This window comes from Brevibacterium sp. ACRRH (assembly GCF_022346365.1).
In the GTDB taxonomy this organism is placed as follows: domain Bacteria; phylum Actinomycetota; class Actinomycetes; order Actinomycetales; family Brevibacteriaceae; genus Brevibacterium; species Brevibacterium paucivorans.
This window is the reverse complement of the sequence record NZ_JAKRMN010000002.1, coordinates 170,488-193,681: the sequence shown is the minus strand read 5'-3', so window position 1 is coordinate 193,681 and position 23,194 is coordinate 170,488. Positions and strand designations below refer to the sequence as shown.

The 23,194-nt window shown below is 57.8% G+C and carries 18 protein-coding genes; 6 read left to right on the top strand and 12 right to left on the bottom strand.

Features of this window, described 5'->3' with window-relative positions:
• Window positions 1–125: 125 nt before the first annotated feature.
• Window positions 126–731 (top strand): uridine kinase, encoded by a 606-nt coding sequence (gene udk, locus MHX53_RS03075; RefSeq protein WP_239271248.1) that lies wholly within the window; start codon window positions 126–128, stop codon window positions 729–731.
• 29 nt (window positions 732–760) lie between these two features.
• Here udk and dnaB read toward each other — a convergent pair whose 3' ends face one another.
• The 4 genes from dnaB to MHX53_RS03055 all read right to left on the bottom strand — a co-directional run bounded on the left by dnaB (window position 761) and on the right by MHX53_RS03055 (window position 5,995).
• Window positions 761–2,134, bottom strand: a complete 1,374-nt coding sequence (dnaB, locus tag MHX53_RS03070) for a replicative DNA helicase (protein WP_343212348.1) — start codon at window positions 2,132–2,134, stop codon at window positions 761–763.
• A 51-nt stretch (window positions 2,135–2,185) separates the two neighbouring features.
• Window positions 2,186–3,730 carry an FtsX-like permease family protein gene (locus MHX53_RS03065; RefSeq protein WP_239271247.1) on the bottom strand — a complete coding sequence of 515 codons (1,545 nt, stop codon included), beginning with the start codon at window positions 3,728–3,730 and terminating at the stop codon, window positions 2,186–2,188.
• A gap of 12 nt (window positions 3,731–3,742) precedes the next feature.
• Entirely contained in the window at window positions 3,743–4,555 is an 813-nt protein-coding gene (locus MHX53_RS03060) for an ABC transporter ATP-binding protein (protein ID WP_239271246.1), read from the bottom strand.
• Window positions 4,556–4,684: 129 nt separating this feature from the next.
• Window positions 4,685–5,995, bottom strand: a complete 1,311-nt coding sequence (locus MHX53_RS03055) for a DUF445 domain-containing protein (protein ID WP_239271245.1) — start codon at window positions 5,993–5,995, stop codon at window positions 4,685–4,687.
• A 274-nt stretch (window positions 5,996–6,269) separates the two neighbouring features.
• Here MHX53_RS03055 and MHX53_RS03050 point away from each other — a divergent pair, with 274 nt between their 5' ends.
• The gene (locus MHX53_RS03050) at window positions 6,270–7,190 is read left to right on the top strand and encodes an endonuclease domain-containing protein (RefSeq protein WP_239271244.1); all 921 of its coding nucleotides are present in this window, start codon (window positions 6,270–6,272) and stop codon (window positions 7,188–7,190) included.
• A gap of 129 nt (window positions 7,191–7,319) precedes the next feature.
• Here the strand turns inward: MHX53_RS03050 and rplI are convergent, their stop codons facing one another.
• From rplI to MHX53_RS03010, 8 genes are all read right to left on the bottom strand, one after another.
• The gene (gene rplI / locus MHX53_RS03045) at window positions 7,320–7,778 is read right to left on the bottom strand and encodes a 50S ribosomal protein L9 (protein ID WP_204515199.1); all 459 of its coding nucleotides are present in this window, start codon (window positions 7,776–7,778) and stop codon (window positions 7,320–7,322) included.
• Between the two features lie 17 nt (window positions 7,779–7,795).
• Window positions 7,796–8,035, bottom strand: coding sequence for a 30S ribosomal protein S18 (rpsR, locus tag MHX53_RS03040; RefSeq protein WP_040347790.1), 240 nt, complete (start codon window positions 8,033–8,035; stop codon window positions 7,796–7,798).
• A gap of 24 nt (window positions 8,036–8,059) precedes the next feature.
• The gene (locus tag MHX53_RS03035) at window positions 8,060–8,674 is read right to left on the bottom strand and encodes a single-stranded DNA-binding protein (RefSeq protein ID WP_239271243.1); all 615 of its coding nucleotides are present in this window, start codon (window positions 8,672–8,674) and stop codon (window positions 8,060–8,062) included.
• A gap of 88 nt (window positions 8,675–8,762) precedes the next feature.
• The gene (gene rpsF / locus MHX53_RS03030; protein ID WP_102239448.1) at window positions 8,763–9,053 is read right to left on the bottom strand and encodes a 30S ribosomal protein S6; all 291 of its coding nucleotides are present in this window, start codon (window positions 9,051–9,053) and stop codon (window positions 8,763–8,765) included.
• Between the two features lie 152 nt (window positions 9,054–9,205).
• Window positions 9,206–10,465 (bottom strand): hypothetical protein, encoded by a 1,260-nt coding sequence (locus MHX53_RS03025; protein ID WP_239271242.1) that lies wholly within the window; start codon window positions 10,463–10,465, stop codon window positions 9,206–9,208.
• Window positions 10,466–10,489: 24 nt separating this feature from the next.
• Complete coding sequence (locus MHX53_RS03020; protein WP_239271241.1) at window positions 10,490–12,823, bottom strand: transglycosylase domain-containing protein; 2,334 nt, start codon at window positions 12,821–12,823, stop codon at window positions 10,490–10,492.
• 215 nt (window positions 12,824–13,038) lie between these two features.
• Window positions 13,039–14,751: an AMP-binding protein gene (locus MHX53_RS03015; protein WP_239271240.1), complete on the bottom strand. Its 1,713-nt coding sequence runs from the start codon at window positions 14,749–14,751 to the stop codon at window positions 13,039–13,041.
• 42 nt (window positions 14,752–14,793) lie between these two features.
• The gene (locus MHX53_RS03010) at window positions 14,794–16,311 is read right to left on the bottom strand and encodes a CCA tRNA nucleotidyltransferase (RefSeq protein WP_239271307.1); all 1,518 of its coding nucleotides are present in this window, start codon (window positions 16,309–16,311) and stop codon (window positions 14,794–14,796) included.
• A 107-nt stretch (window positions 16,312–16,418) separates the two neighbouring features.
• On the opposite strand from MHX53_RS03010, the gene MHX53_RS03005 reads away from it, so the two are divergent.
• From MHX53_RS03005 to MHX53_RS02990, 4 genes are all read left to right on the top strand, one after another.
• Window positions 16,419–16,910, top strand: coding sequence for an NUDIX hydrolase (locus tag MHX53_RS03005; RefSeq protein ID WP_239271239.1), 492 nt, complete (start codon window positions 16,419–16,421; stop codon window positions 16,908–16,910).
• A complete protein-coding gene (locus tag MHX53_RS03000; RefSeq protein ID WP_239271238.1) occupies window positions 16,907–19,030 on the top strand; it encodes a DUF6049 family protein in 2,124 nt (707 codons plus the stop codon). The genes MHX53_RS03005 and MHX53_RS03000 overlap by 4 nt, the downstream gene beginning before the upstream one ends.
• A gap of 54 nt (window positions 19,031–19,084) precedes the next feature.
• Window positions 19,085–20,698 carry a murein biosynthesis integral membrane protein MurJ gene (gene murJ, locus MHX53_RS02995; RefSeq protein WP_239271306.1) on the top strand — a complete coding sequence of 538 codons (1,614 nt, stop codon included), beginning with the start codon at window positions 19,085–19,087 and terminating at the stop codon, window positions 20,696–20,698.
• Window positions 20,699–20,795: 97 nt separating this feature from the next.
• Window positions 20,796–23,168 (top strand): hypothetical protein, encoded by a 2,373-nt coding sequence (locus MHX53_RS02990; protein ID WP_239271237.1) that lies wholly within the window; start codon window positions 20,796–20,798, stop codon window positions 23,166–23,168.
• Window positions 23,169–23,194 lie beyond the last annotated feature (26 nt).

Genomic DNA, 23,194 nt, shown 5'->3' with positions numbered 1-23,194 from the left:
GAGCGGGCTGTGGCGTGGCGGTTCACTGTGAGGCGACCGGAGCCGGCAATGCTTTCGCGTGGCGCATTAAGTGTAGTGCAGTAGATTGGTTGCAGTTAAATGCTTTTGCAGGGTGAGGAGCGGGTGTGCCTATTGTCATTGGAATTGCTGGTGGAACCGGCAGTGGGAAGACCACGCTGACGCAGGCTCTGGCGGAAAAGTTTTCTGGGCGCACCACAGTGATCTATCAGGACAACTATTACAAGCGCCAGGATCACTTGACGTTTGAGGAGCGCACGCGCGTCAATTACGACTCACCCGAGGCATTCGACATCGATCTCATGGCTGCGCACATTGAGGACCTCAAGGCGATGCGTCCGGTGCAGGGGCCGGTGTACGACTTCAGCATTCACAACCGCACAGATGACACCGTGGATATTCAGCCTGAAAGTGTGATTCTGGTTGAAGGGATTTTGCTGTTACACGAACCGCGTTTGTGTTCCCTTTTGGATATTAAACTGTTTGTGGACGCCGATGCTGATGTGCGTATTTTGCGACGGATCAAGCGTGATGTGTTGGAGCGTGGCCGGTCAATTGAGTCGGTAGAGAAGCAGTACTTGGAGACTGTGAAGCCCATGCACGAACTCTATGTTGAAACCTCAAAGCGTAACGCCGATCTCATCATTCCCGACGGTGGCCACAACCTGGTTGCTCTAGACATGCTGGTACACAGGTTGTCTCGCGAACTGTGACCGTGAGGCTGGGTTGAGACCGGCCTTCCCTACCTGGGCATATTCGCGAACCGCGAGCGCGCACCTTGGAATGCCACAGTGATTTCACCTGTGGGTCCGTTACGGTGCTTTGCCACCATGATGATAGCCTCACCGGCGTGCGGCGACTCCTTGTCGTACATGTCTTCACGGTGAATCAGCAGCACCATGTCCGCGTCCTGTTCGATCGAACCCGATTCACGCAGGTCCGAAACCATGGGGCGCTTGTCATTACGCTGTTCGGACGAACGGTTCAGCTGCGACAGCGCGATCACGGGCACTTCCAGTTCTTTCGCCAACAGTTTGAGCGAGCGCGAAAACTCGGAAACTTCCTGCTGACGCGACTCGACTCGCTTACCGGACGTCATCAGCTGCAAGTAGTCAATGACGACCATCTTCAAATCGTGCTGTTGCTTGAGGCGACGGCACTTTGCACGAATCTCAGTCAGCGCCATGTTGGGCGAATCATCAATGAACAACGGTGCGTCGTTGATCTTGCCCATGGTGTTGGCCAGTGTGGTCCAGTCGCGTTCGTCGTCCAGTTTCCCCTGGCGCAACTTCTGCAAGGGGATACCGGATTCCGCCGACAACAAACGCGTTGTCAGCTCAATCCGTCCCATTTCCAGTGAGAAAACCACCGTGGTCTGTTCGTGGTGAATCGCTGCCGACCGCGCAAAGTCCAAAGCCAAGGTGGATTTACCCACACCAGGACGCGCAGCGATCACGATCATCTGGCCGGGGTGCAGACCGTTGGTCAGTTCGTCGAACTCATAAAATCCGGTGGGCACCCCAGCGGTGTCGCCGTCGTGCGAACCAGAGCGCTCAATCTCTTCGATCGTGGGCTGCAGTGCTTCCGACAGACGCACGTAGTCCTCCGTGGTTCGCCGTTCGGTGACCTGGTAGACCTCGGACTGTGCGCGGTTGATGAGGTCGTCGGTGTCGCCCTGTGCGTCGTAGCCCATCTGTACGATTCGGGTTCCCGCTGTCACCAAGCGGCGTAGAAGGGCAAGTTCCCGCACAATCTCGGCGTAGAAAATGGCGTTCGCCGAGGTGGGAACCGACTGGATCAGTGTGTGAAGGTACGCTGCCCCTCCGATCCGAGCTAGGTCACCGGACTTCGACAAAGCGTTCGATACGGTGACCGCGTCAGCTGGTTCACCAGACGCGTACAGGTCCAGGATCACGTCGTAGATCGTTTCGTGGGCCGGCTTGTAGAAATCTTCGCCACGCAGGTGTTCAACCACGTCAGCGATAGCGTCCTTGGACAACATCATGGAGCCCAAAACACTGGTTTCAGCATCCAAATCTTGAGGCGGAGTGCGTACACCCGACTCAGCTCGTTGCCAGTTATCTCCGGACCATTCGTTACCTTGTTGCGAACCCACGCCCTCACCTTTCTCCCGATTGCCTACTCATCGTAGCCGACCGCGGGAAGGTCAGGAACGGGCAATAACTTTCGCAATAAGTGGGTTCGTAATGGCCAAGCCGGCGCGTACCACAAGAGCTCCAACAAGCACCATGCTGATGATTGTGAGGAACGAAAGTGGCGACAAAACTACTGCTGCCCCAGCAAATGGAAGTACCAAGAGCAAACCCAGGCCAGCGGAGATCGCACTTATCCACACAACCGGCAACATCACCGATGCCACCGAAATTTTCCGGATGGTTCCGTCATCCATTCCAGCCGCGTTGAGTTCCTGGAACGTGCTTGCACGGTCATAAATATCGGCCGCCTGATTGATCACCGCAGACACCGTGATGAACACGAACGAGATTCCTAAGGTGAGAAGAATCCCCGTAAATGTATCTGTCGTCAACAGGATGTCTTCAGGGGACAGTTCGACACCGTCAGAGGTTTTAACTGCCTGCGTCAACGCAACCCCAGTTCCGCAGAACGTGGCGATGAACGAGGTTAAAGCTAGACCGGAAACCCGCCGCCAGTATGACTTAGGCTTCGCACTGACCAAACGCGAGGCGACCATCACGTGGACCTTCTTACTACCTCGGCGGATACGTGCCACCAGGCGAACCACCAGGACGCCCAGAACGTCGACCACTAGCAGACCAGTAAGAACCATGCCAAAGAACCCGGTCAACACGATGGCCATACCGCTCGCCATCTGCGACAAAGCCATTCCAACTGCAACACACACCAGGAGCACAAAACAGGCAACAATTCGACCCCACGGGAACGACGACGACAGCGCCTTAGTGCGCACACCCAGCGGTGAGACAACCACTTTTCGCAGTCCCATCAGGGCAGCCACAGTGCTCACGCCAACCAGAGCCACAACGGTTGCCAGGATCATCCACCACGGCAAGATCATATTGCCGTACCCCAATGGTTCGCCACGCAACTGCACCAGGCTGACCGGAAGGGCGAGCGCAAAGTAGCCCACAACTCCGGCCAACGCTCCCACAGCCGCTGCCACCAACGGTTCGGTGAGAGCCGCGGCCACGATGGTCGACCTCGGGGCACCTAGAAGCGCCAGCGTTGACAGCTGCTCGTCCTGCCTGCGCGTGGCCAAGGTCGCTGCCGACTGACCCAGAGTGAACGCCGGCACCACCAGCAGTGTCGTGGCCAACGCGGCCAACATGCGGTAGCTTAAGACAACTTCGTCGGAGGTGTCCCACGCAAAAATCGCGAAAGTTCCAGCGGCCACTGTCAGCAACAACGCCGAGGTCGCCGCAAACGCCAGCATCATCAACACCGTTGGGGTGTGTGTGAACCTGCGGAGTGAGAACAGGGCCGGGAGGACTCGGGCTGTGAGCGCGAAAGGTGAGTTGCGGGTTGGGGTTGGTTGGTTTGGCGAGTTTGCCTGGGCGTGGGCCGGGGGTGTTGGTGCGTGGGCCGGTTCCCGGGTAGCCCCAGCTGGGCCTGCCTGCTGCCCGGGGGCCGGTTGCGTCACTGAAGTTGTCTGCGAGTACACGTGGTCTCCGTACTGGTAGTCGGGCTCTGCGTAGGAGTTCTGCAATTTCATGGCCGCCCCTGGTTAAAAGCTCTGGTGAGCCGAGTAAAAGGTGGTAGGGGCCGGGTGGTTCTGTGGTTGATGGGGCACCTGCGCCGAGGTGGCAGCTGGCCCGCTGTGAGAGACAGCTGCGCCGGTGGGTGGGGCGGTGTCCGAGACAATCTGTCCGTCGCGTAGGCGCACGGTTCGCGTACACGTGGCAGCAACATTTTCGTCGTGCGTCACCATAATCAAGGTGCGGCCACGGCCGGTGGTCGTAGAAAGGAGAGTATGCAAGACCTCGGCGCCGGTTTGCGAGTCCAGCGCACCGGTAGGTTCATCCGCGAAAACCAGAGCAGGATCAGTGACCTGAGCGCGAGCAATCGCAACACGTTGCGCCTGCCCGCCGGAGAGCTGACCGATCAGTTTGGAACTGTGTTCCGCAAGACCCAGGCGGTTGAGCCAGTCACCGGCCATTGCCATGGCTTGCGGACGCGGGGCGCCTTTGAGCATGGCGGCCATGGCCACGTTTTCGACTGCAGTGAGTTCGGGCAACAACAGACCCTGCTGGAACACAAACCCAAACACCTCGCGACGCAAACGGGTGCGACCAGATTCGTTGAGAGCGGTGATGTCGGTCTGTTGTGTGTGGGCAGTCGCACCCAACTGGACGCGACCATGGTCAGTCGAGATCATGCCGGCCAGGGCGTGAAGCAACGTAGTTTTACCGGAACCAGACGGCCCCATGATGGCAAGTGATTCACCTTCGCGAACGTCCAGACTGACACCGCGCAAAGCGTGAGTATTACCGTAGGATTTTCCGAGTTCAGAAGCAGTGATAACCGATGAAGTATTCATGCTTCTATCGTTGTACGAGACCCAGAACACCACTACGAAGATGACCGTCAGGATGAGGTGGGGAAAACCTCCATGGCTGGATCCGGGAATCCTGCGCTGGGGATTTTATGGGTTGGGTGGGGCGTCGCCTTACAGCCCGGGCACCAGCACCGTAATCGCGTGAATGAGCAGACCCACCAACGCCCCCACAACGGTTCCGTTAATGCGGATGTACTGCAAGTCCTTACCCACGTAGAGCTCGATCTTGTTTGCAGCATCCTTAGCGTCCCAGCTTGCGATCGTGTCCGAAATCACTGACGCGAGCTCAGGACCGAACGACTCCGTGAGATCCCCAGCCGTGGTCGCTAGCTTTTGGTCCAGCATGGTGGCAAACTCAGTGTCGTTCTGCATGCGGTCTGCGGTTTCAGCAAGTAGCTGGCGAACGCGAATCTTCACTTCACCATCGCTGTCTTCAACAGCCGCGTACAGCAAACGCTTGAGAGACGTCCAGATGTCCAACACAGACTCAACCACGCCATCCTGAGCTAACAGATCATCAAAAACGACCTCGGCGCGCTGGGCGATTGACGTATCCTCACCCAGGTCACGCGACAACTCAAGCAACCACCGATCCAGGGCCTGCCGTGCCTGGTGGTAGCGGTCGTCACGAACGTCAGCAACCCAGCCCAACACCTCGGTCTGAAGGCGGGAGGCGACCGTACGGTTGACGAACTTGGGCATCCACTCCGGGGAGCGATCGCCCACAATCTGTTCAATGACCTGCGGGTTACGCTCCAGCCACACGTGGGCTTCGTACACCACCAAATCCACCAGCCGGTGGTGCGCGCCGTCCCGCACGATCTCGGTCAGCAGCCGCCCCACCACAGGCGACTTGTGCGTAGCGATGAGTTTAGGCACCAGAAGGTTGCGGGTGAGCGACGCGATTGCAGAATCATGGACCCTTGCCAGCACGTAGTTAATGCCCTGGCCGGCCCGCTCCACCACAATGTCCTGGTTGCGTTTGACCGACAACCACGCGCCCACACGCTTCGTCACCTGCGCTGAACGGATCTTGGGGGCAACGGTTTCTGCGCGCAAGAAGTTCATGGCCACAAACGTCGACATGGACTCACCCAGCACGTCCTTCTTACGCGGGATGATCGCGGTGTGCGGGATGGGAACACCAAGGGGGTGCCTGAACAGCGCGGTGACGGCGAACCAGTCGGCCAAGCCACCGATCATCGCCGCTTCAGACGCCCTGGACACGAACCCCCACACACCGGTCTGGTCAGTGAACAGGTGAACGGTGATGAAGATTAAGGCTGCCAAGATGAGCAGCCCCGTTGCGACCGCGCGCATGCGGGATAGCGCCGCGCGTCTGGCTTGTTCGTCTTCGGGTGTCTCCCCCGGCGGAGTAGCCAGCGACGGTGGGGTGTTCTGGTTCATGTGTTCCGCGTCCACTCCCCCAACTCTAGTCCTTGGGGTGGGTTTGGTGCGGGCATGGGGTGCGTCTGGGGTTGAAGTGGGTGGGGATTCTATGCGTTTAGCTACAGTCCAGGGCCTGATCTGAACTCGACTGTAGCTAAAGACACCCAAATTCACGGGTTTTCCCCTAAAAACACCAAAAATCCGGCCGTTTAGCTACAGTCGAGAATTTGGACTGTAGCTAAACGAGTTATCCACAGAACGAATGCAACCCCTAGTAACCAGCCCCGGATAGCGCTAGCTTCAGTGCATGGAACACCACACCAGCAGGCAACGCGAACTTGCGCTTCCCCTGAAGCTCTCTGACGCCCAAACACTTGGCTTGAAACAGTCAGACCTCAAACCAGTGACCCTGCACGGGCACAAATTGCGTGGCGTTTACACGTCTAAACGGCACACACAAACCGTCACCGTTCCGCAGTGGGCTGCCCAAGACCCACTTTGGTGGACGCTATTTACCCAGCTCAGAACCGTAACGGCCGGTATTCCATATGCGATGGTCACAGGGAATAGCGCCGCATATTTGCGTGGGCTCCCGGTTCAACCTCGGCCACAGCTCGATATCGCGGTACCTCAACACGCAGGCGTCATCAAACGTCCTGGCGTCAATACTTTCCGCGTCTCCAACACAGCGTCAGTGGAGAAAGCAGGCCTGCGGGTTCACGACCTCGGCGGGATTCTCAGCATCATTGCACGGCAGGAGCCTGTGGAAAACATGGTTGCGGTTCTTGATGCAGTCCTGGGTCCATGGCGCAGGCCAGCTGAAATGACGCGTGCTGAACTTCAAACGCTCATCAACTCTCTCCCCCGAGGCCCCTCCTTGTCCACGCTCAAACAGGCGTGTGCGTTGGCGCGCGAAAGGGTCGCGTCACCACAGGAAACTCGGCTACGGCTGGCATTGGTGCGGGCTGGCGTACCGGAGCCGGAGGTGGCGCCCCCGGTGTGGATCGAAAAGTTTGGCCGGTTCGTCCACCCGGACTTAGCCTTCTCGTTTGCAAAACTCGCGATCGAATACGAAGGTCGCCACCACTTTGAGCTCACTCACCAGGTCCTGCAGGACACTGAACGGTACTACCAACTAGGCCTGTTGGGGTGGACGGTGATTCGAGTGACGTCGTTGCACAGTTTCGACTCAGTGGTGGCCAAGGTGAAGGAATTTTTGGGGCTGTAATTCGCCGAGGTGTCACCCGGCCGTCATTGAAGTGTCGCCGAGGTGGCAGCCGACTTTGGAAACGCTTCGGGCGCCACAGCAACTGCTGTGGCGCCCGAAGCGTTTCCCGTATGTGGGTAGGTTGGCTCGTTAGGCCTTACCGATCACGTCGAACTTTGCGTTCGCGGTGATTTCGTCGTGTACGCGCACGGTTGCAACGTAGGATCCGGAGGTCTTGACGTGGCCGGTCAAGGCTACCTGACGGCGGTCAAATTCGTGACCGGTGGATTCTTTGAGTGCGTCTGCAACGAGGACGGGGGTGACGGCACCAAAGAGGCGTCCGCCCTTTCCGGCCTTCATTTCGATGCGCGCAACAGTGGACTCGAGCTTGTTCTTGAGTTCCACAGCGGCTTCGCGGTCAGCGATCTGACGGGCTTGACGCGCTTTACGCAGTGTTTCAACCTGCTTTTCTGCGCCTGCGGTCCATGGTGAAGCCCAGCCGCGAGGAATCAGCAGGTTGCGTGCGTAACCAGCCTTGACGTCGACGACGTCACCAGCTGCACCCAGTCCATCAACTTCCTGGTTAAGAATGACTTTACGAGTAGGCAATGTTCTTCCCTTCTACCTCAGCGGTTTGAGCTCGTGTAGGGCAGAAGTGCCATTTCGCGAGCGTTCTTAACTGCCTTGGCGATCAGGCGCTGTTCCTGGACGGATACACCAGTGACGCGACGCGCACGGATCTTTCCGCGGTCAGAAATGAACTTGCGCAGAGTTGCTGTGTCTTTGTAGTCGATCGAAGCAGCTTCGCCCGGCTTGAGCGGGTTTGCCTTCTTCTTGATCGGCTTCCGGATTTCCGGCTTTGCCATTTTTATCTCCTGTTGAAAAGTTTGTTAGAACGGTGGTTCTTCGTTCGTGGGGTTGCCCCATCCGCCTTGGTTGCCCTGTGGCCGTGATGACTGCCACGGGTCGTTGTCCTGGTTTCCGCCGCCACTTGCTGAGTTGTTCCAGCCTCCGCCGGACTGCCTCTGGCCGTCATAGCCACCGGCCCCGCCGGAGTTGTTCCAGCCAGAGCCACCCTGGTTACCTTGACCGCCTGCGCCACCGGGTCCGCCCTGGTTTCCGCCTCCGTATCCACCGCTACGTTCGTTGCGTGACACGTTCGCGGTTGCGTATCGAAGGCTCGGACCCATTTCGTCGACGTCGAGTTCGAAGACGGTGCGTCGGTCTCCCTCTTTCGTGTCGAATGTGCGCGACTTGAGTCGTCCTTGTACCACCACGCGGGTGCCGCGGGACAGTGACCCAGCCACGTTTTCGGCGAATTCGCGCCACACTGAGCAGCGCAAGAAGAGGGTTTCCCCGTCTTTGAACTCGCCCGAGGCGCGGTCAAAGGTGCGTGGAGTTGATGCCACGGTGAAGTTGGCTACTGCCGCACCGTTGGGGGTGAATCGCAGTTCAGGGTCAGCGGTCAGGTTTCCTACAACGGTGATGACGGTGTCGCCAGCCATGGGCACTCCTTTGAGAAGACGTTTTCGTTTAATCTACGCTCGTTTTATCAAACGATAGTGAGATTAAGCGGATGTGTGCGAGCTAGTTTTACTTAGCGTCCGGGCGAACAATCTTGGTACGTACCACGGTTTCGTTGATGCCAAGCTGGCGGTCAAGTTCCTTCGTGGTGTCTGGGGTTGCAGTGAAGTCGATAACCACGTAGTAGCCTTCCGACTTCTTCTGGATTTCGTACGCGAAGCGACGACGTCCCCAGATGTCTACGTTGTCCACGGTTCCGCCTTCTGCGGGGATGACGTGGAGCAGCTTTTCAACAGTGGATTCTACGGAACGCTCGTCGAGTTCCGAGTCCAGAATGAGCATCAGCTCATATTTACGCACGTGTAACCCACCTCCTTTGGTCTTTACGGCCATGGTCGGTCCATGGCAGGAGGGTAAATGCGTGTATGCGGGCTCTCAATTGCCAAGAGCACACAGACCTGACAATTCTAGTTGGCTAGTGAATATAGGGCAACCGCCGAGGTGGTGGTCACCTAGGAGCCTACTTTCGGCTTCACAGAGGTCGCGGGCTCGGAGTCCACGAAAATGCGAACGCGGTCCCCACGTTCACTGCACACGTACGACACCATGAGCCCCACGAGCCCTAGCCGCACGATAGTCAAAAACGCCAACCACGCGTCACTCAGACCCGTGGCCTTTTCCATATGGAACGCAACGTTGAGGTTCACCGCAATGAGGAGGGCCACCTCGGCCAGATTCCACGCCAGGTGCGCCCACACCTGCGGGACAATCAACGCAAAGAACGGCAGGGCCCACAGCGCCAAACTGGTTGGCGACGACGGAAGCAACAATAGCGCCCACCCCACCAACACACTGACGAGCAACGCAAACGACGGCCGCCCCGCACGGTCCTTCCGCAACAACACCACCGTCAGCGCCACGGCAACTACCCACGCCACAAGCGACAGCACCACAAGCACGCTGTGATCAATCCGTGAGCCCACCAAAGAGCCCACCGAACCCCACGTGACAGCAGTCGAAAAAGCCTGCCGAATCCGCTCGGTGAGTGCGGCGTCGAGCATCACCAAAAGACCCAAAAGAATGGTCGCCACGCCAGCGAGGCTCATCGCATCGCTCTTTCGCCCAGCCCACAAAAGCCACGAGACAAGTGCGGCCCCCACAAACAAAGCGAACGGTTGCACGAGGATCGCCACCACAACAGCGATCCCAGCCATCACAGGAGCCCCATTCACAGGAGACTCACCGCGCCGCTCCAACAAAAGAAACCACGCACCAACAATGAACGTAATTCCCACTGGGTCGAATGACTGGCCAAGCGTCAGCGCAATCATCGGCGAGGCAAAAACGAACACCAGCCATTGGCGCCCCACAACCGCAAAAACCCGAAACAACAAACACCCCGTGACAATCCACGCCACTGCGTTCACCCCCACGACCAGCATCATCGCTATAGTGGCACCACCGTCTGATCCAAACGCGCGCACAAAGTAATCGGTGAACACACTTGTTGCGATCAACTGTTTAGTGGCATCCGTGTTGGGGATGCCGGGTGCGCCCAGGGCTGTAGCCAACGGCGACTGACACACTCGAAACACCGCACCGGGAAGTTCGTATCCGTTGCCAAAGCACGGTGCCTGTTTAAAAACACCCGCAATTACGTTGAGGAACAACAACGCCAGCAACGTAACCGCATTCGTGATCGAGTAGCGGCGGTCCGCCGGACCTACGAATTTTCCTCGCGGTATGCCCGCAAGTTCAGCAGGTGAGTACATGGATGTCGCCTTCACTCGTTACTTCTACTCCGAGGAAGTTGAAGATTTCGAGGACTTCGATTTACTACTGGAGCTACTCTTGGATTTTGACTTCTTAGGTTCCTTTTTCTTAGGCGGAGTGTTACCTTTTTCGCCACTCGACTTGTCTCCACCCGACTTCTTCTTTTCGGAACCGCTATCTTCGGACCCACCAAAGTCGCCCGACTCGCTACCCGAGTCCTTACCCTTGTCACCCGAGTCTCCGGAATCGCCGGAGTCATCCGAATCGTCTGATTCCTTCTGGTCTTCTTCAGACTTCTTTTCCTCGTCCTTCTTGCCCTCGTCGTCCTTCTTGTCTTTCTTGCTGTAACGCTTCTTGTTGGAAGAACCAGAGGATCCAGACGAACCGCTATTAGACGAAGACTTAGACACACCAGACTTGTTCTTTGGTCGATCCTTGTCAGGCAGATCAGGTCGCTTAGGGAACTTGCTCTTGGGCTGCCCCTCCAAAGCGTCGCTCATGTAACGCGTCCACACTTGGATGGGGAACGACCCACCTGTCACTTCACCGCGTCCACCGTAGGAACCGATCTTCTGCGGACGTCCTTTTTCGTCTTCACGGAACAGCGACACGGCAGTCGCCAGTTCTGGGGTGTACCCCACGAACCATGCGGAATACGCATCCGAGGACGTACCCGTCTTACCGGCCGCTGGGCGTCCCAGGTTTTGCGCGTACGATCCCGACCCACTCTGAACCACCTGCGACAAGGCGTACGTGGTTTCAGCCATGATGTCTTGTTCGAACTTGCGTTCACCCTTGGTGTCGGGTTTATACAGCGATTCACCGCTCGAATCGACGGCTTCGCGCACAAAGTGAGGTGACCGGTAGACACCTTCAGCTGCGAAGGTTGAGTAAGCCGAAGCCATCAGCAGGGTCGTTGGGCTCGCAGTACCCAGCACGTTCGAGGCGTTGTCTTCGAGCCCGTACTTGTCTTTGGGCAAGCCCGCACGAACAGCGACATCGCGGGTCTTATCCGGTCCAACATTGATGTTGAGCTGCGCGTACGCCGTGTTGATGGAGCTCTGTGTCGCCTTGAGCAACGTCACCGAACCATAGGACGCACCACCGTAGTTCTCTGGCGTCCACGGGTGACCGTTGTTGGGGAAGGTGACGGGCGATCCGCGGAACGAGTCATTTAGGCGGTAGCCAGCTTCCAACCCCGCTACCAGCGCAAACGGCTTAAACGTGGACCCCGCCTGTGCGGTGTCCTGCGTGGAGTTGTTCTGCATCCGCTCAAAGTACTTGGGCCCACCGTAAAAGGCTTTGACCTCACCAGTTGCAGGGTCAATCGACGTCAAACCTGCGTGCATACCCTTTTTCATCTTGGGTAGCGTGTCGATCGCGTCCTGAGCGTCACGCATCCGGTCGCGGTTGAACGTGGACGTGATCTTCATTCCACCACGGTCAATTTGGTCGTCGGTCATCCCCTGGTTCTTCAGTTCGGACCGAACGGCGTCCATCATGTAGCCAGCCTGCCCCAAAAGTTCATTGTCAGACCGTGGCTTTTTCACCTCGGGCATTTGCGCGTTCTTCGCGTCTTCCTTGGTGATGTAGCCGTTTTCAGCCATGTTGTTCAGCACGTACCGGAAACGGTTTTCGTACCGTTCCGGATTTTCGGATGGGTCAGCCAGGCTGGGCTGCTGGATCATCGCCGCCAGCAAGGCTGACTGTTCTACCGTGAGTTCTTTCGCCGAGGTGTCAAAGTAGTTGTGTGCCGCGACTTCAATTCCGTAGGACTTACGTCCCAGGAAGATGGTGTTGAGGTAATCGGCCATGATCTGGTCTTTTGACTTCTCTTGGTCGATCTTGATCGCGATGAACATTTCTTTGAGCTTACGCGTAAGCGTTTTCTCGTTGGTCAAGTAGTAGTTCTTGACGTACTGCTGTGTGATTGTGGAACCACCACCGGCGTAGTTGTCGGTGATGACACCCACGGCGGCACGAGACAGACCCTTGACACTGATACCGCGGTTTTCATAAAACGACTGATCTTCTGCGGCAATCGCGGCCTGTTGCATGGTGGGTGAAATGTCCTGAATGTCTACGCTCTTCCGGTCTTCAACTTTGAAGGTACCGATCACGGTTTTACCGTCGTCGTAGTACACGGTCGACGTCTGCCCTGCAGCCGCGGCGTTGGGCTCAGGAATTGACGTGCTCAAATAACCAACGGTGAAAAGGCCAATGATCAGAACAAACCCGGTCAAAATACCTAGTCCCACCAAGCGCACTGACGGGATCCACTTAGCGAATCCCGTGTGCCCTGCACGTGGGTAGTTCAGTAGGCTCTTGGTTTGATCTTTTCGCGTCCGCGTCCCCACGCGTCTCCCTTCACCACAACGGTCATTGCGTTTAGCCCCACTACTCTGGCATTCAAAGTTGAGAGTTTACTTGGTTTAAGTATGTATAAGCCTTGGAGCATATCTGGGACCCGGTAAAACACAAGCGGTCCACTCACATTGTCGCATGTGAGTGGACCGTTTGGTGATTAAGTGACCCCGGCCGAGGTGTGTGTCACCTTACATTGAAAAGCGAGCTAGCCCTTGAGTTCAGGGAAGTCGGTGTCCGCGTATTCCTGTCCCGTCACGGTGGGGTCACCGAAGTCTGGGTGCAACTGCTGTTCGCGTGTGCGCAGTTCAACACGACGGATCTTTCCAGAAATGGTCTTGGGGAGTTCTGTGAACTCGATGCGGCGGATGCGCTTGTATGGCGCCAGTTCCGCGCGGCAGAAGCGCAGGATTTCCTTTGCCGTTTCTGGACCAGGTTCAATTCCGGGTGCCAAAACCACATACGCCTTAGGCACAGCGAGTCGAACTGGGTCAGGCGAAGGAACAACCGCCGCTTCGACCACGTATTCGTGTTCAATGAGAACGCTTTCGAGTTCGAACGGTGACAGGCGGTAGTCCGACGCCTTGAACACGTCATCTGCGCGGCCCACGTAGGTAATGTAGCCGTCGGCGTCCCTGGCTGCGACGTCACCGGTGTGGTAGACACCGTCAGCAAACGCCTCAGCGGTCTTGGCTTCGTTGTTCCAGTAACCCTGCGTGAGGCCCACTGGGCGAGGGTCGAGGGTCAAGCAGATTTCACCTTCGTCGCCCAGTTCGCCTGTGGCAGGGTCACGCAGAACCACATTGAAGCCAGGCAACTGGCGTCCCATGGATCCGGGTTTCATGTGCTGACCTGGGGAGTTACCGATCTGCAGAGTCGTTTCCGTCTGACCGAAACCGTCGCGAATAGTGACGTTCCAGTGGTCTTGAACGCGCTGGATAACTTCCGGGTTGAGCGGTTCACCGGCACCCAAGGCCTTGGTGGGCGGGGTCTTCAGTTCGCGCAGATCGGCCTGGATGAGCATGCGCCATACGGTGGGAGGCGCACAGAACGAGGTCACTCCCACCCGCTCCATGACGCTCATGAGCTTGGAGGCGTCAAAGCGCGAGTAGTTGTAGAGGAATACACACGCTTCCGCGATCCATGGGGTGAAAATGTTGCTCCACGCGTGCTTGGCCCATCCGGGAGAGGCCACGTTGAGGTGAACATCGCCGGGTTCCAGTCCCATCCAGTACATGGTGGAAAGGTGCCCCACCGGGTAGGACACGTGGGTGTGTGCCACCATCTTGGCTTTCGATGTGGTTCCCGAGGTGAAGTACAGCAACATCAGATCGTCGGCTTTGCTCTGACCTTGGGGGTCGAACTGGGTTGGCGCGTCCACATAGTTCGCGTATGCGAAGTCACCTTCGCGTGCAGGTTCGGCTCCTACCACAATGCGTACGAGTGGGTGTTCGACGTCGTCGAACTTGGCGCAGTCCTGTTCGTTGGCAACGACGAACTGAGCCTCTCCGCGTTCTGCGCGGTCTGACAGGTCAATAGGTCCCAGCTGTGTGGTGGTGGGCATGATGACCGCACCCAGTTTGATGCCTGCGAGCATGGTTTCCCACAGTTCCACCTGGTTAGTGAGCATGACCATGATGTGGTCGCCACGCTTAACCCCGCAGCTGCGCAGGTAGTTCGCCAGTTTGTTGGATCGTTCAGAAAGTTCTTGGTAGCTCCACTTTCCTTCTGCCCCGTCTTCTTCCACGATCCACAGAGCAGGGTTGTCGTTGCCTTGCGCAATCTGGTCAAACCAGTCCAGAGCAAAGTTGAAGTTCTCAAAGCGTGGCCAGCTGAACTGTTCACACGCGGCGTCGTAGTCTTCACGAAGGTTGATCAGCAGGTCACGTGCCTCACGAAACTGCTCTGTTTGTGGGTTCATCCGGCTCTCCTATGACGAATGTGCTCTAACGCACAATATACCTTACGGTTTCCGCTCCGCCTTTGAATCCGGTTTTACAGTTTCCCACCAGTTGAGAAGCTGAACCCGAGCTTCGTCATACGACAGTGGCCCGTGTTCCATCCGAATCTCGAGCATGTGCTTATATGCACGACCAACGACTGGCCCCGGAGTGATCCCCAGGATCTCCATGATTTGCTGACCGTTGAGATCTGGGCGAATCGCACCAATCGCTTCCTTCTGTGCGAGCGCTTCGATTCGACGCTCAAGATCGTCATAAGCGAAGGCCAAACGTTCAGCCTTGCGACGGTTGCGCGTCGTGACATCCGACCGGGTAAGAATGTGTAACCGAGTAAGTAGGTCACCCGCATCGGTGACGTAACGTCGTACGGCTGAGTCGGTCCAGCCGGCGTCGCCATAACCGTAGAACCGCAAGTGAAGTTCAACCAGGCGAGCCACCTTGGTGGTGGTTTCCTTATCGAAGTTCAGGGCCTTCATGCGGGAGCGTGTGAGCTTAGCGCCCACCACATCGTGATGGTAGAACGTCACCGCTCCCCCAGGTGCAAACTTCCGGGTTGCAGGCTTCCCCACATCGTGCATGAGCGCTGCAAAGCGAACAATGAAGTCAGGAGCCGTGAACTCCGGATCCACGGTGGCTTTCTTCGCAGTGTCTTGAGCCTGCTCAGCTACCGACTCACCCACGTCACCTTCAGCGTTTTGCATCGCACGCTTTGCGTACTCTGTTTCAAGCTGAACCGCTTGACGTAACACCGTGAGGCTGTGCTGATACACATCCTTGTGGCGGTGGTGTTCATCACGCTCCAAACGCAATCCAGACACCTCGGGAAGAATATGGTCAGCCAAACCTGTATTCACAAGGGCGTCGATTCCAGCCCACGGTTCAGCACCCACAATGAGTTTGGTCAACTCATCGCGCACGCGTTCAGCTGAAACGATCGCAATGCGGTCTGCCATATCGGACATAGCCGCACGCACCTCGGGCGCCAATGAAAAACCCAACTGTGACACAAACCGCGCCGCCCGCATCATGCGCAACGGGTCATCAGTAAAACTGGTCGTAGCACTCCCAGGGGTAGTGATTGTGCGACTCTCTAGCGCGCTCAGTCCGTTGTACGGGTCCACGAATGTGCGGCTCGGCAGGCGCACCGCCATGGCGCCGATCGTGAAATCCCTGCGCACCAAATCGTCGTCCAGATTGTCGCCAAATGCCACTGTGGGTTTACGGGATTGCGGGTCGTAAGAATCGGCACGATACGTGGTGATCTCTACCTGATAACCCCGCTTCATCATGCCAATCGTGCCGAACTTCCGGCCAATGTCCCAGTAGGTATCGGCCCACGGTGCAATGATCTTCTCAATGTCATCGGGCCGGGCGTCAGTGGTGAAATCTAAATCTGGGATCTCCCGCCCCAGCAACGCATCGCGTACCGAACCACCCACTAAAGCAAGCTCAAAACCTGCCTGGTCAAAACGGTTACCAAGCTCGCCCACAATTGGATCGAGTGAGTCCAGTACATCCATGAGCCGGACATGCGCTTCCGCAGCAAACACGAGGTTCCTTTCTTCCTGCGTCCCATGAAAGATTACACGCCTAGGGAATCTTCAAACTAGCAACGTAGGGTGGAAGCATGAGCAGACCACGTCCACGACCGGGCCGTTTCCCGGCCCTTTCACGCACAGTGGAGGAAACCTCCGCTGGTGGAATCGTGGTCAACCTCAACTCTCCAGCGCTTGAAGTCGCAGTTATTGCGCGAATTAACCGTGCCGGTCGCCTTGAATGGTGCCTACCTAAGGGACACTTGGAGGGTGAAGAAACACCCGCCCAAGCAGCAATGCGCGAAGTCGCAGAAGAGACCGGAATCGTGGGAAAAGTTTTAGCGCCCTTAGGCAGTGTGGACTACTGGTTTTCCGCGGCAGGTTTCCGTGTACACAAGGTCGTCCACCATTTTCTGCTCCGCGCAATCGGTGGCGAACTCACCATTGAAAACGACCCCGACCAAGAAGCTGTTGCCGCCGCATGGGTGCCATTCGACGAACTGCCCCAACGCTTGTCATTCGCTAACGAACGACGCATCGTCATCGCAGCCCGCCACGTTCTTCCGCGTTTCGACCTGTCATGAAAATCCTGACCACGCTAGGCTCACTGCTTCTAGCCTTACTGCTCATCGTCACGCCTTCCACCGGGGCCATAGCGCAACCCAACACCCCCACCCCAAAGCCCACTAGCAGCGAAGAGGCAGCAACCACCTCGGCGACCATCCACATCACCGATGTCACCCCCTGGATGGACGAAAACGGCACCTTTAAACTTGCCGGCAAGATCGAAGCGAAAGCCAACATCAAGGACCCCCGGCTGAGCTTGCGTATGACCCGCAACTCACTCCCAAGCGTGGACTCGGCACGTACGTGGCAAGAAGGAAAGATCACCGGGACCCGCCAAATCGCCACCGCCCAAAAACTCCCCAAAGAACTGCGGGCGGGCACCACCACCTCGTTCACCTTCGAACTCAAACCAACCGAAATGGGACTGCGAAAAGGGAGCCCCTTGACCTCGTGGGGCGTTCGCGGGCTGGCAGTCACCTTGAACGGCGACAGCGAAGACGACACAGTTGCGAAACCTCGGACCACATTCACGACGTGGTACCCCCACCCCAAAATCGACCCCACGCGCATCAACATGCTGGTGCCCATCACCATGACCGGGTACAGCGAGGACGGGCTCATCAGCCAAGACGAACTCGCCGGGGCCACAGAAAGCGGACCACTCAAAACCGCACTCGACACCGCCCGTGCCTACCCAGACACCACGCTGGCGATCGACCCCAGGGTGATCGAATCGGTCGACCGGGTCCTCAACCCGCCACAGGTCGAACAACCGGAACAAACCGCGGAACCACAGGACCCGGAAGAACCGCCCAGTAGCATCTCTACCTGGTGGGACGAGCTGAAGAAAGAAGCCGAATCTTCACAGGTCATAGCCCTCCCCTGGGCCGACGCCGATCTGGTTGGCCTGCAACAACAGGGCTTAGACAACTACCAAAAGGAAGCCCTGCGCTCACGCTCCGTCGTGAAAGACCACTTCCCCAACGCCCTCGACTCCTGGGCCTGGGCCGGGACGGGGAGCGCCAGCATGCAAGGTCTGGCCCAGTTCGCCAACGACGGCGTCACCAACGTCATGCTCAGCGACGCTCAGCTCCCCACCCGCGACGGTGGATCCGTCAACGCCGTCCAACACCTCTGGAAACGCGACAGCGCAACCGTCCCACTCACACCCGTTCCACGAGAACGCAAGCCGGACATGACAACCGTTGCCACCTCGGCGAGCTTGGGCGAAAGTTTTGTCACCCCCGATTCCACCCGAGCCACCCGCGTCGCTGAACTCACAGCCAAAAGCGCACTCGTCACCAATGAGCGCCCGTTTGACCAGCGGTCTCTGGTTGTAGCACTCCCCCGAGGTGGCGCCCAGAAAACGTGGACCGACCAGGTTCGCACGCTGTCGTCCCTGCCGTGGGTCAAGCCACAGTCATTTGACGACACCCTGAAAGCTGAACCCGGCACCCGCCTTCCACTCGAAGACGGCAACGTGCCGCCCAACATCAGCACCGCACTCAACGACCTCAAGGAACCGGGGGCACACTTGAGTGAATTCTCGTCATTGTTCACGGAACGCGAAGACGTGCGACAGGAGTTCAACCGGTCGGCACTGACGTGTGCCTCCGTGTCGTGGCGAACCCAACCCAGTGTGAAGACGTGTGCCAAGAACTTCACGAAGTCGGCAGACTCCATCATGTCGGGGCTCAGCATTGAACGCGGGTCGAACGTCCTTTTGGTCACGGGCGAGAAGACCACTATCCCCGTCACGATTCACAACACCACCCGACACTCAGCCCGGTTGCGTGTGCGCATCAGTTCCGCGTCCCCGCAGCTGAAGGTGGGTGACTCTCCCCTGGTTGACATTCCGTCCGGGCAACGAGCTCGTGTCGAAGTGCCTGTCACGGGAATCGCAAACGCAAACCTCAACACCACGATCCATATCGTCGCGACCGACGGCTACACCGTGCGTGACTCGTCTCCCCTGCAAGTCCAGGTGCGAGTTGACTGGGAAAACATCGGTATAGCGGCCATTGGTATTTCGCTGTCGGTCGTTTTTGTGGTTGCATTGTTCTTCTCTGTGCGTCGCGGTCGCCCCAAGATTCCAAAGAGTCAGCTCGAGGCTGCTCTGGCCCGCGCCGAACAGTAGCTGTAGTTTTTACTCACGTTTTTCTGACAGTCGAAAGGGCAGTCCGTGGCATCGATGTCATCGCTTGCGAAATCCTCAGCGCTCATGACCGCGGGTACGCTGGTTTCGCGCGTTCTGGGTCTGGTGAAGACTGTTCTCCTCACCGCCGCGATCGGGTTGGCAATTGGTGGTGCCGCTGACGCTTTCGACGTCGCCAACAAGGTGCCCAACAACCTGTACATGTTGCTGGCTGGCGGTATTCTCAACGCGGTTTTGGTGCCGCAGATTGTCCGCGCGTCGAAGCAGGCTGACGGTGGGGCCGACTACATTAATCGCCTGCTCACCCTGTCGATTCTGCTTCTGGCCGGTTTCACCGCGATCGCTACTCTGGCGGCGCCTCTTCTTGTGCGCATATACGCCAGCCCCACGTGGGATGCCGACAAGATCGCACTGGCGGTCGCCTTTGCCTACATTTCTCTGCCCAAGATCTTCTTCTTTGGTCTGTACACCATGTTGGGTCAAGTGCTCAACGCAAAGGAGAACTTTGGGCCGTACATGTGGGCTCCCGTTCTTAACAACGTGGTGTCCATTGCGGGCCTGGGATTGTTCATTTTCTTGTTTGGCCCCGGCGACATGGGGCAACACGCGGTGGGGACGTGGGATGCCACCAAAATTTGGGTGATTGCCGGAACCGGAACCCTGGGCGTTGTGGCCCAGGCGCTCATTCTCATTTGGCCGTTGAAGAGGATCGGCTTTAAGTACACTCCTACTTTCGGGTTCCGAGGTGTGGGTTTGGGTACCGCTGGCAAGGTAGCCGGATGGACGTTCGCCGCCGTGCTGGTGGGTCAGTTGGGCTTCATTGTGACCTCGCAGGTTGCGTCTACCGCGTCGTCCACCGGCACCGAGGTGACCCCCTCCTTGGCGGCGTACACGGCGGCTTACATTACTTTCATGCTTCCGCACTCGCTGGTCGCGGTATCACTTTCTACCGCCCTGTTTACTGATTTGTCGCAGTCGGCAGCTGACCACAACGACGAGAAGCTGGTTGATACGTATACCCAGGGTGTACGGGTTGTAGGGTTTGTCAACACGTTCTTCACCGTGGCGTTTATTGTGCTGGCGGCCCCCATGTCCATGGTCATGGCCGGTGCAAACCAGACGCAGGCACAAGCGGTGGGGCTCATTGTCATCGCCATGATTATTGGGCTCATTCCGTTTAGCGGGATGTACCTCACGCAACGTGTTTTCTATGCGTATGAAGATGCTCGGACACCGTTTTGGATTCAGGTCCCCCAGATGATTGTCCAATCGGCTGGAGTGATCGCATCGGCTTTCCTCCCCAAGCAGTACATCGTCGCTGGAATTGGTGCGTCCATGTCCGTGGGATACATTTTCGCCCTGGCTCTGGCCGTGTGGTGCTTACGCAAACGTCTACCGTCACTTCCGATTGCACCTACCCTATTTGCGCATATTCGATTTGGACTCGCTGGTGTGGTCAGTGGCGCGGTTGGGTTCGCTATGATGTGGTTCCTCCCAGACACCATGTGGGCTGGGCGTGGACGCGCGTTCATTGTGTGCGCTGTCATCGGTTGCGTCATGTTGGCGGTGTTCATGCTGGCCGCGTGGCTGATCCGGGTTCCGGAAATGCGTTCTTTGGTCACAACGGTTCGCGCCAAGTTAGGGCGATGAGCAATGCCGTGTACGACAGGGCGAAACTGTTTGCCGTGTACAGCTCAGTGGCGGGACGAACAGCGTTTGCAGTCCGTTAAGATGACATGAGCAGGAGGTGAGGAAACTGCCACAGATTCAACGAGGCACAGCCATTGCGGACCGGTACGTCGTGTCCGAAATTCTGCGTCCCTGGCTGGTGGATTTCCCCGAACGCGGATCAATCCTTTTAGCACTCGACGCCATCTTGGATGTTCCTCGTATCGTCTATGTTTCTCCTGCTGAATACTCCGGGCCACTGCTCGAACGGGCCGGGCGTAGCGCGCTCCTCACTGACCCTCGTGTGCCAGCCATTGAAGACGCGGGCACGTGGAATGACTTCGACTATGTTGTGGTCGAACGCACCGGTGGCACATCGCTTGCCCGCGTACTCGCCCATGGCCCATTAGACGCGTCCGTTGCAACCGCCGTGGTAGGTGAACTCGCCACTGTTTTGACGCACGCAGCTTCCCGAGGTCTCCACCACGGAGTCCTAGGACCTGAGTCTGTTGCAATCACCGCCGACGGTGACGTTGTCATCCGGGGAATCTCCATCGATTCGGCCGTTGCCCAGGAACCCCTCAACCTGGGCACCGAGCACATGACCGAATCCGAACTCAGCCGAACGGACGCACGCTCGCTCGTCGCTATCCTCTACGCGTGCCTCACTGGAAAATGGCCGGGTGACGAAGAACGGGCGGGACTTGCCGCCTCGGGACGCAAGAACAACAGAATCTTGCCCGTGAGCCACTTTGTGGACACGGTGCCCGAATCAATCGAAGAGTTCGCCTCCGGAGTCATGGGTGAACAGGACCCCGGGCCCCGCTCCCCCAGTGAAGTTGTGCGGTTCTTAGAGCCGTGGGACGCCAGGCTCCTCACAACGATCGACCAGTCTTCACGCACTGAAGATGAACTTTTTTCGGTTCGTGACCACGACTCACAAACCGTTGTGGCGCCCGAAACGGAAGGCGACGCAAAGTCCGACCACTCCCCCGGCGCGTCACCGGCCCAACTTGCGGTGGCGCTGGAACGCATTGGGCTCACTCGTCCCGGAATGCACGGGGCGGCCGCCGGGGTTAACTCCAGTCACCCGGAACGCTACGCCGACCGCATCCAGATGCGACGCGCAAGCACGTTCCCCATTGCTGCCGACAAGTTGCCGCAAGTCGACGAATGGTCGGAAGAACACCCGCAAGGGCCCGGTGACGTGTCCGAGACCGACCCGCACCAGACCGCACGCATTATGGATCGCGATGCAGCGTTTGGCGACCGTGCCGATAGTGACCAGGGTGACGTCGACTGGTCAGACGGTGACTGGGAGGCCAGTAGTGATGTTGACGACGCAAATGGTGCTTCTGGGGCCGTAGCAGAGGCGGATGCTCTCGGGGACTCCGTTGATGCCGGTCCTGCGTCTGAGGACGCCCAAGGCGATTCCGACAGCGGAAACGACTGGTTCATGGGTGGCGTTTTCCAAACCCGTGAACAAGCCTTTGCTCGGCAACAAGCCGAATTTGAACGCGAACGCCAACTGGAGCGGCAGGCACGGGAACGTGCCCAGCGGGCACAGGCGGCGACCGCCTCGGCGGCGGCCACACCGGCTAACGACAATGGGGACAATGAGACCGAGGTGGCTCACGCCTCTGAGAACGACCGCGACGCACGGCCCGCTGGTGTTGCTTCCGCTGGCGCGGGTTCTGCCGAGGTCGCAGCAGCAAGCACTGGAAACGCCAAAGCTCAGGAGCCAGCAAAGCAACCGGCTGGTTCGGAGCCTGCTCACACATCCCAGGCACACCCCGACAAACGTGGCAAGCGTCGTTTTGGTGTGTTGTTTGGGGTTGTCGCAATCATCGCAGCGCTCGTCTTGGTAGGCGTAGTGATTGTGCGATCAGTGGGGTCAGGGTCTGACGAATCCGCTACCGCACCACAGGAGAACCACCAAAAGCCTCAGGACCAGGGCCAGGGAGACGACCAAAGTGACGACTCAGGCGAGCAGGAACCGCCTGCGGAAGAAGAACCACAGGGCCCTGCACCTCAGATCAAGAAGGCCACTCCCCTAGATCCCGAAGGTGATGGCAAAGAGGGAAACTCGAAAGCGAAGAATCTGATCCCTGGTGAGCGTGGCAGTTGGGAGACCGACCGTTACAACTCCAAGGACTTTGGCCAGCTCAAAAAGGGAGTGGGAATTGCCCTTGAGCTTAAGGAACGCACCAAGGTGAAAGAAGTTGGTGTTGAATCTGAAGTCGGCGGTGGCTCCTTCGACATCCTTGTTGGAACCGACAAGGATGTCGACAAGGCTCAAAAAGTGGGGTCCGGCGAGTTCCAAAAAGGTAAAGTGACCACTGTAAAGATTGATGAACCCGCTGAAGCTACCCACGTGTTCATTTGGGTTTCCGAACTTCCCAAAGCCGGCAACGGTTACCGTGCCGTCATTCCCAACGTCTCACTGTCTTAAGTTGTTGGGTAGCTGGTATACGGAAT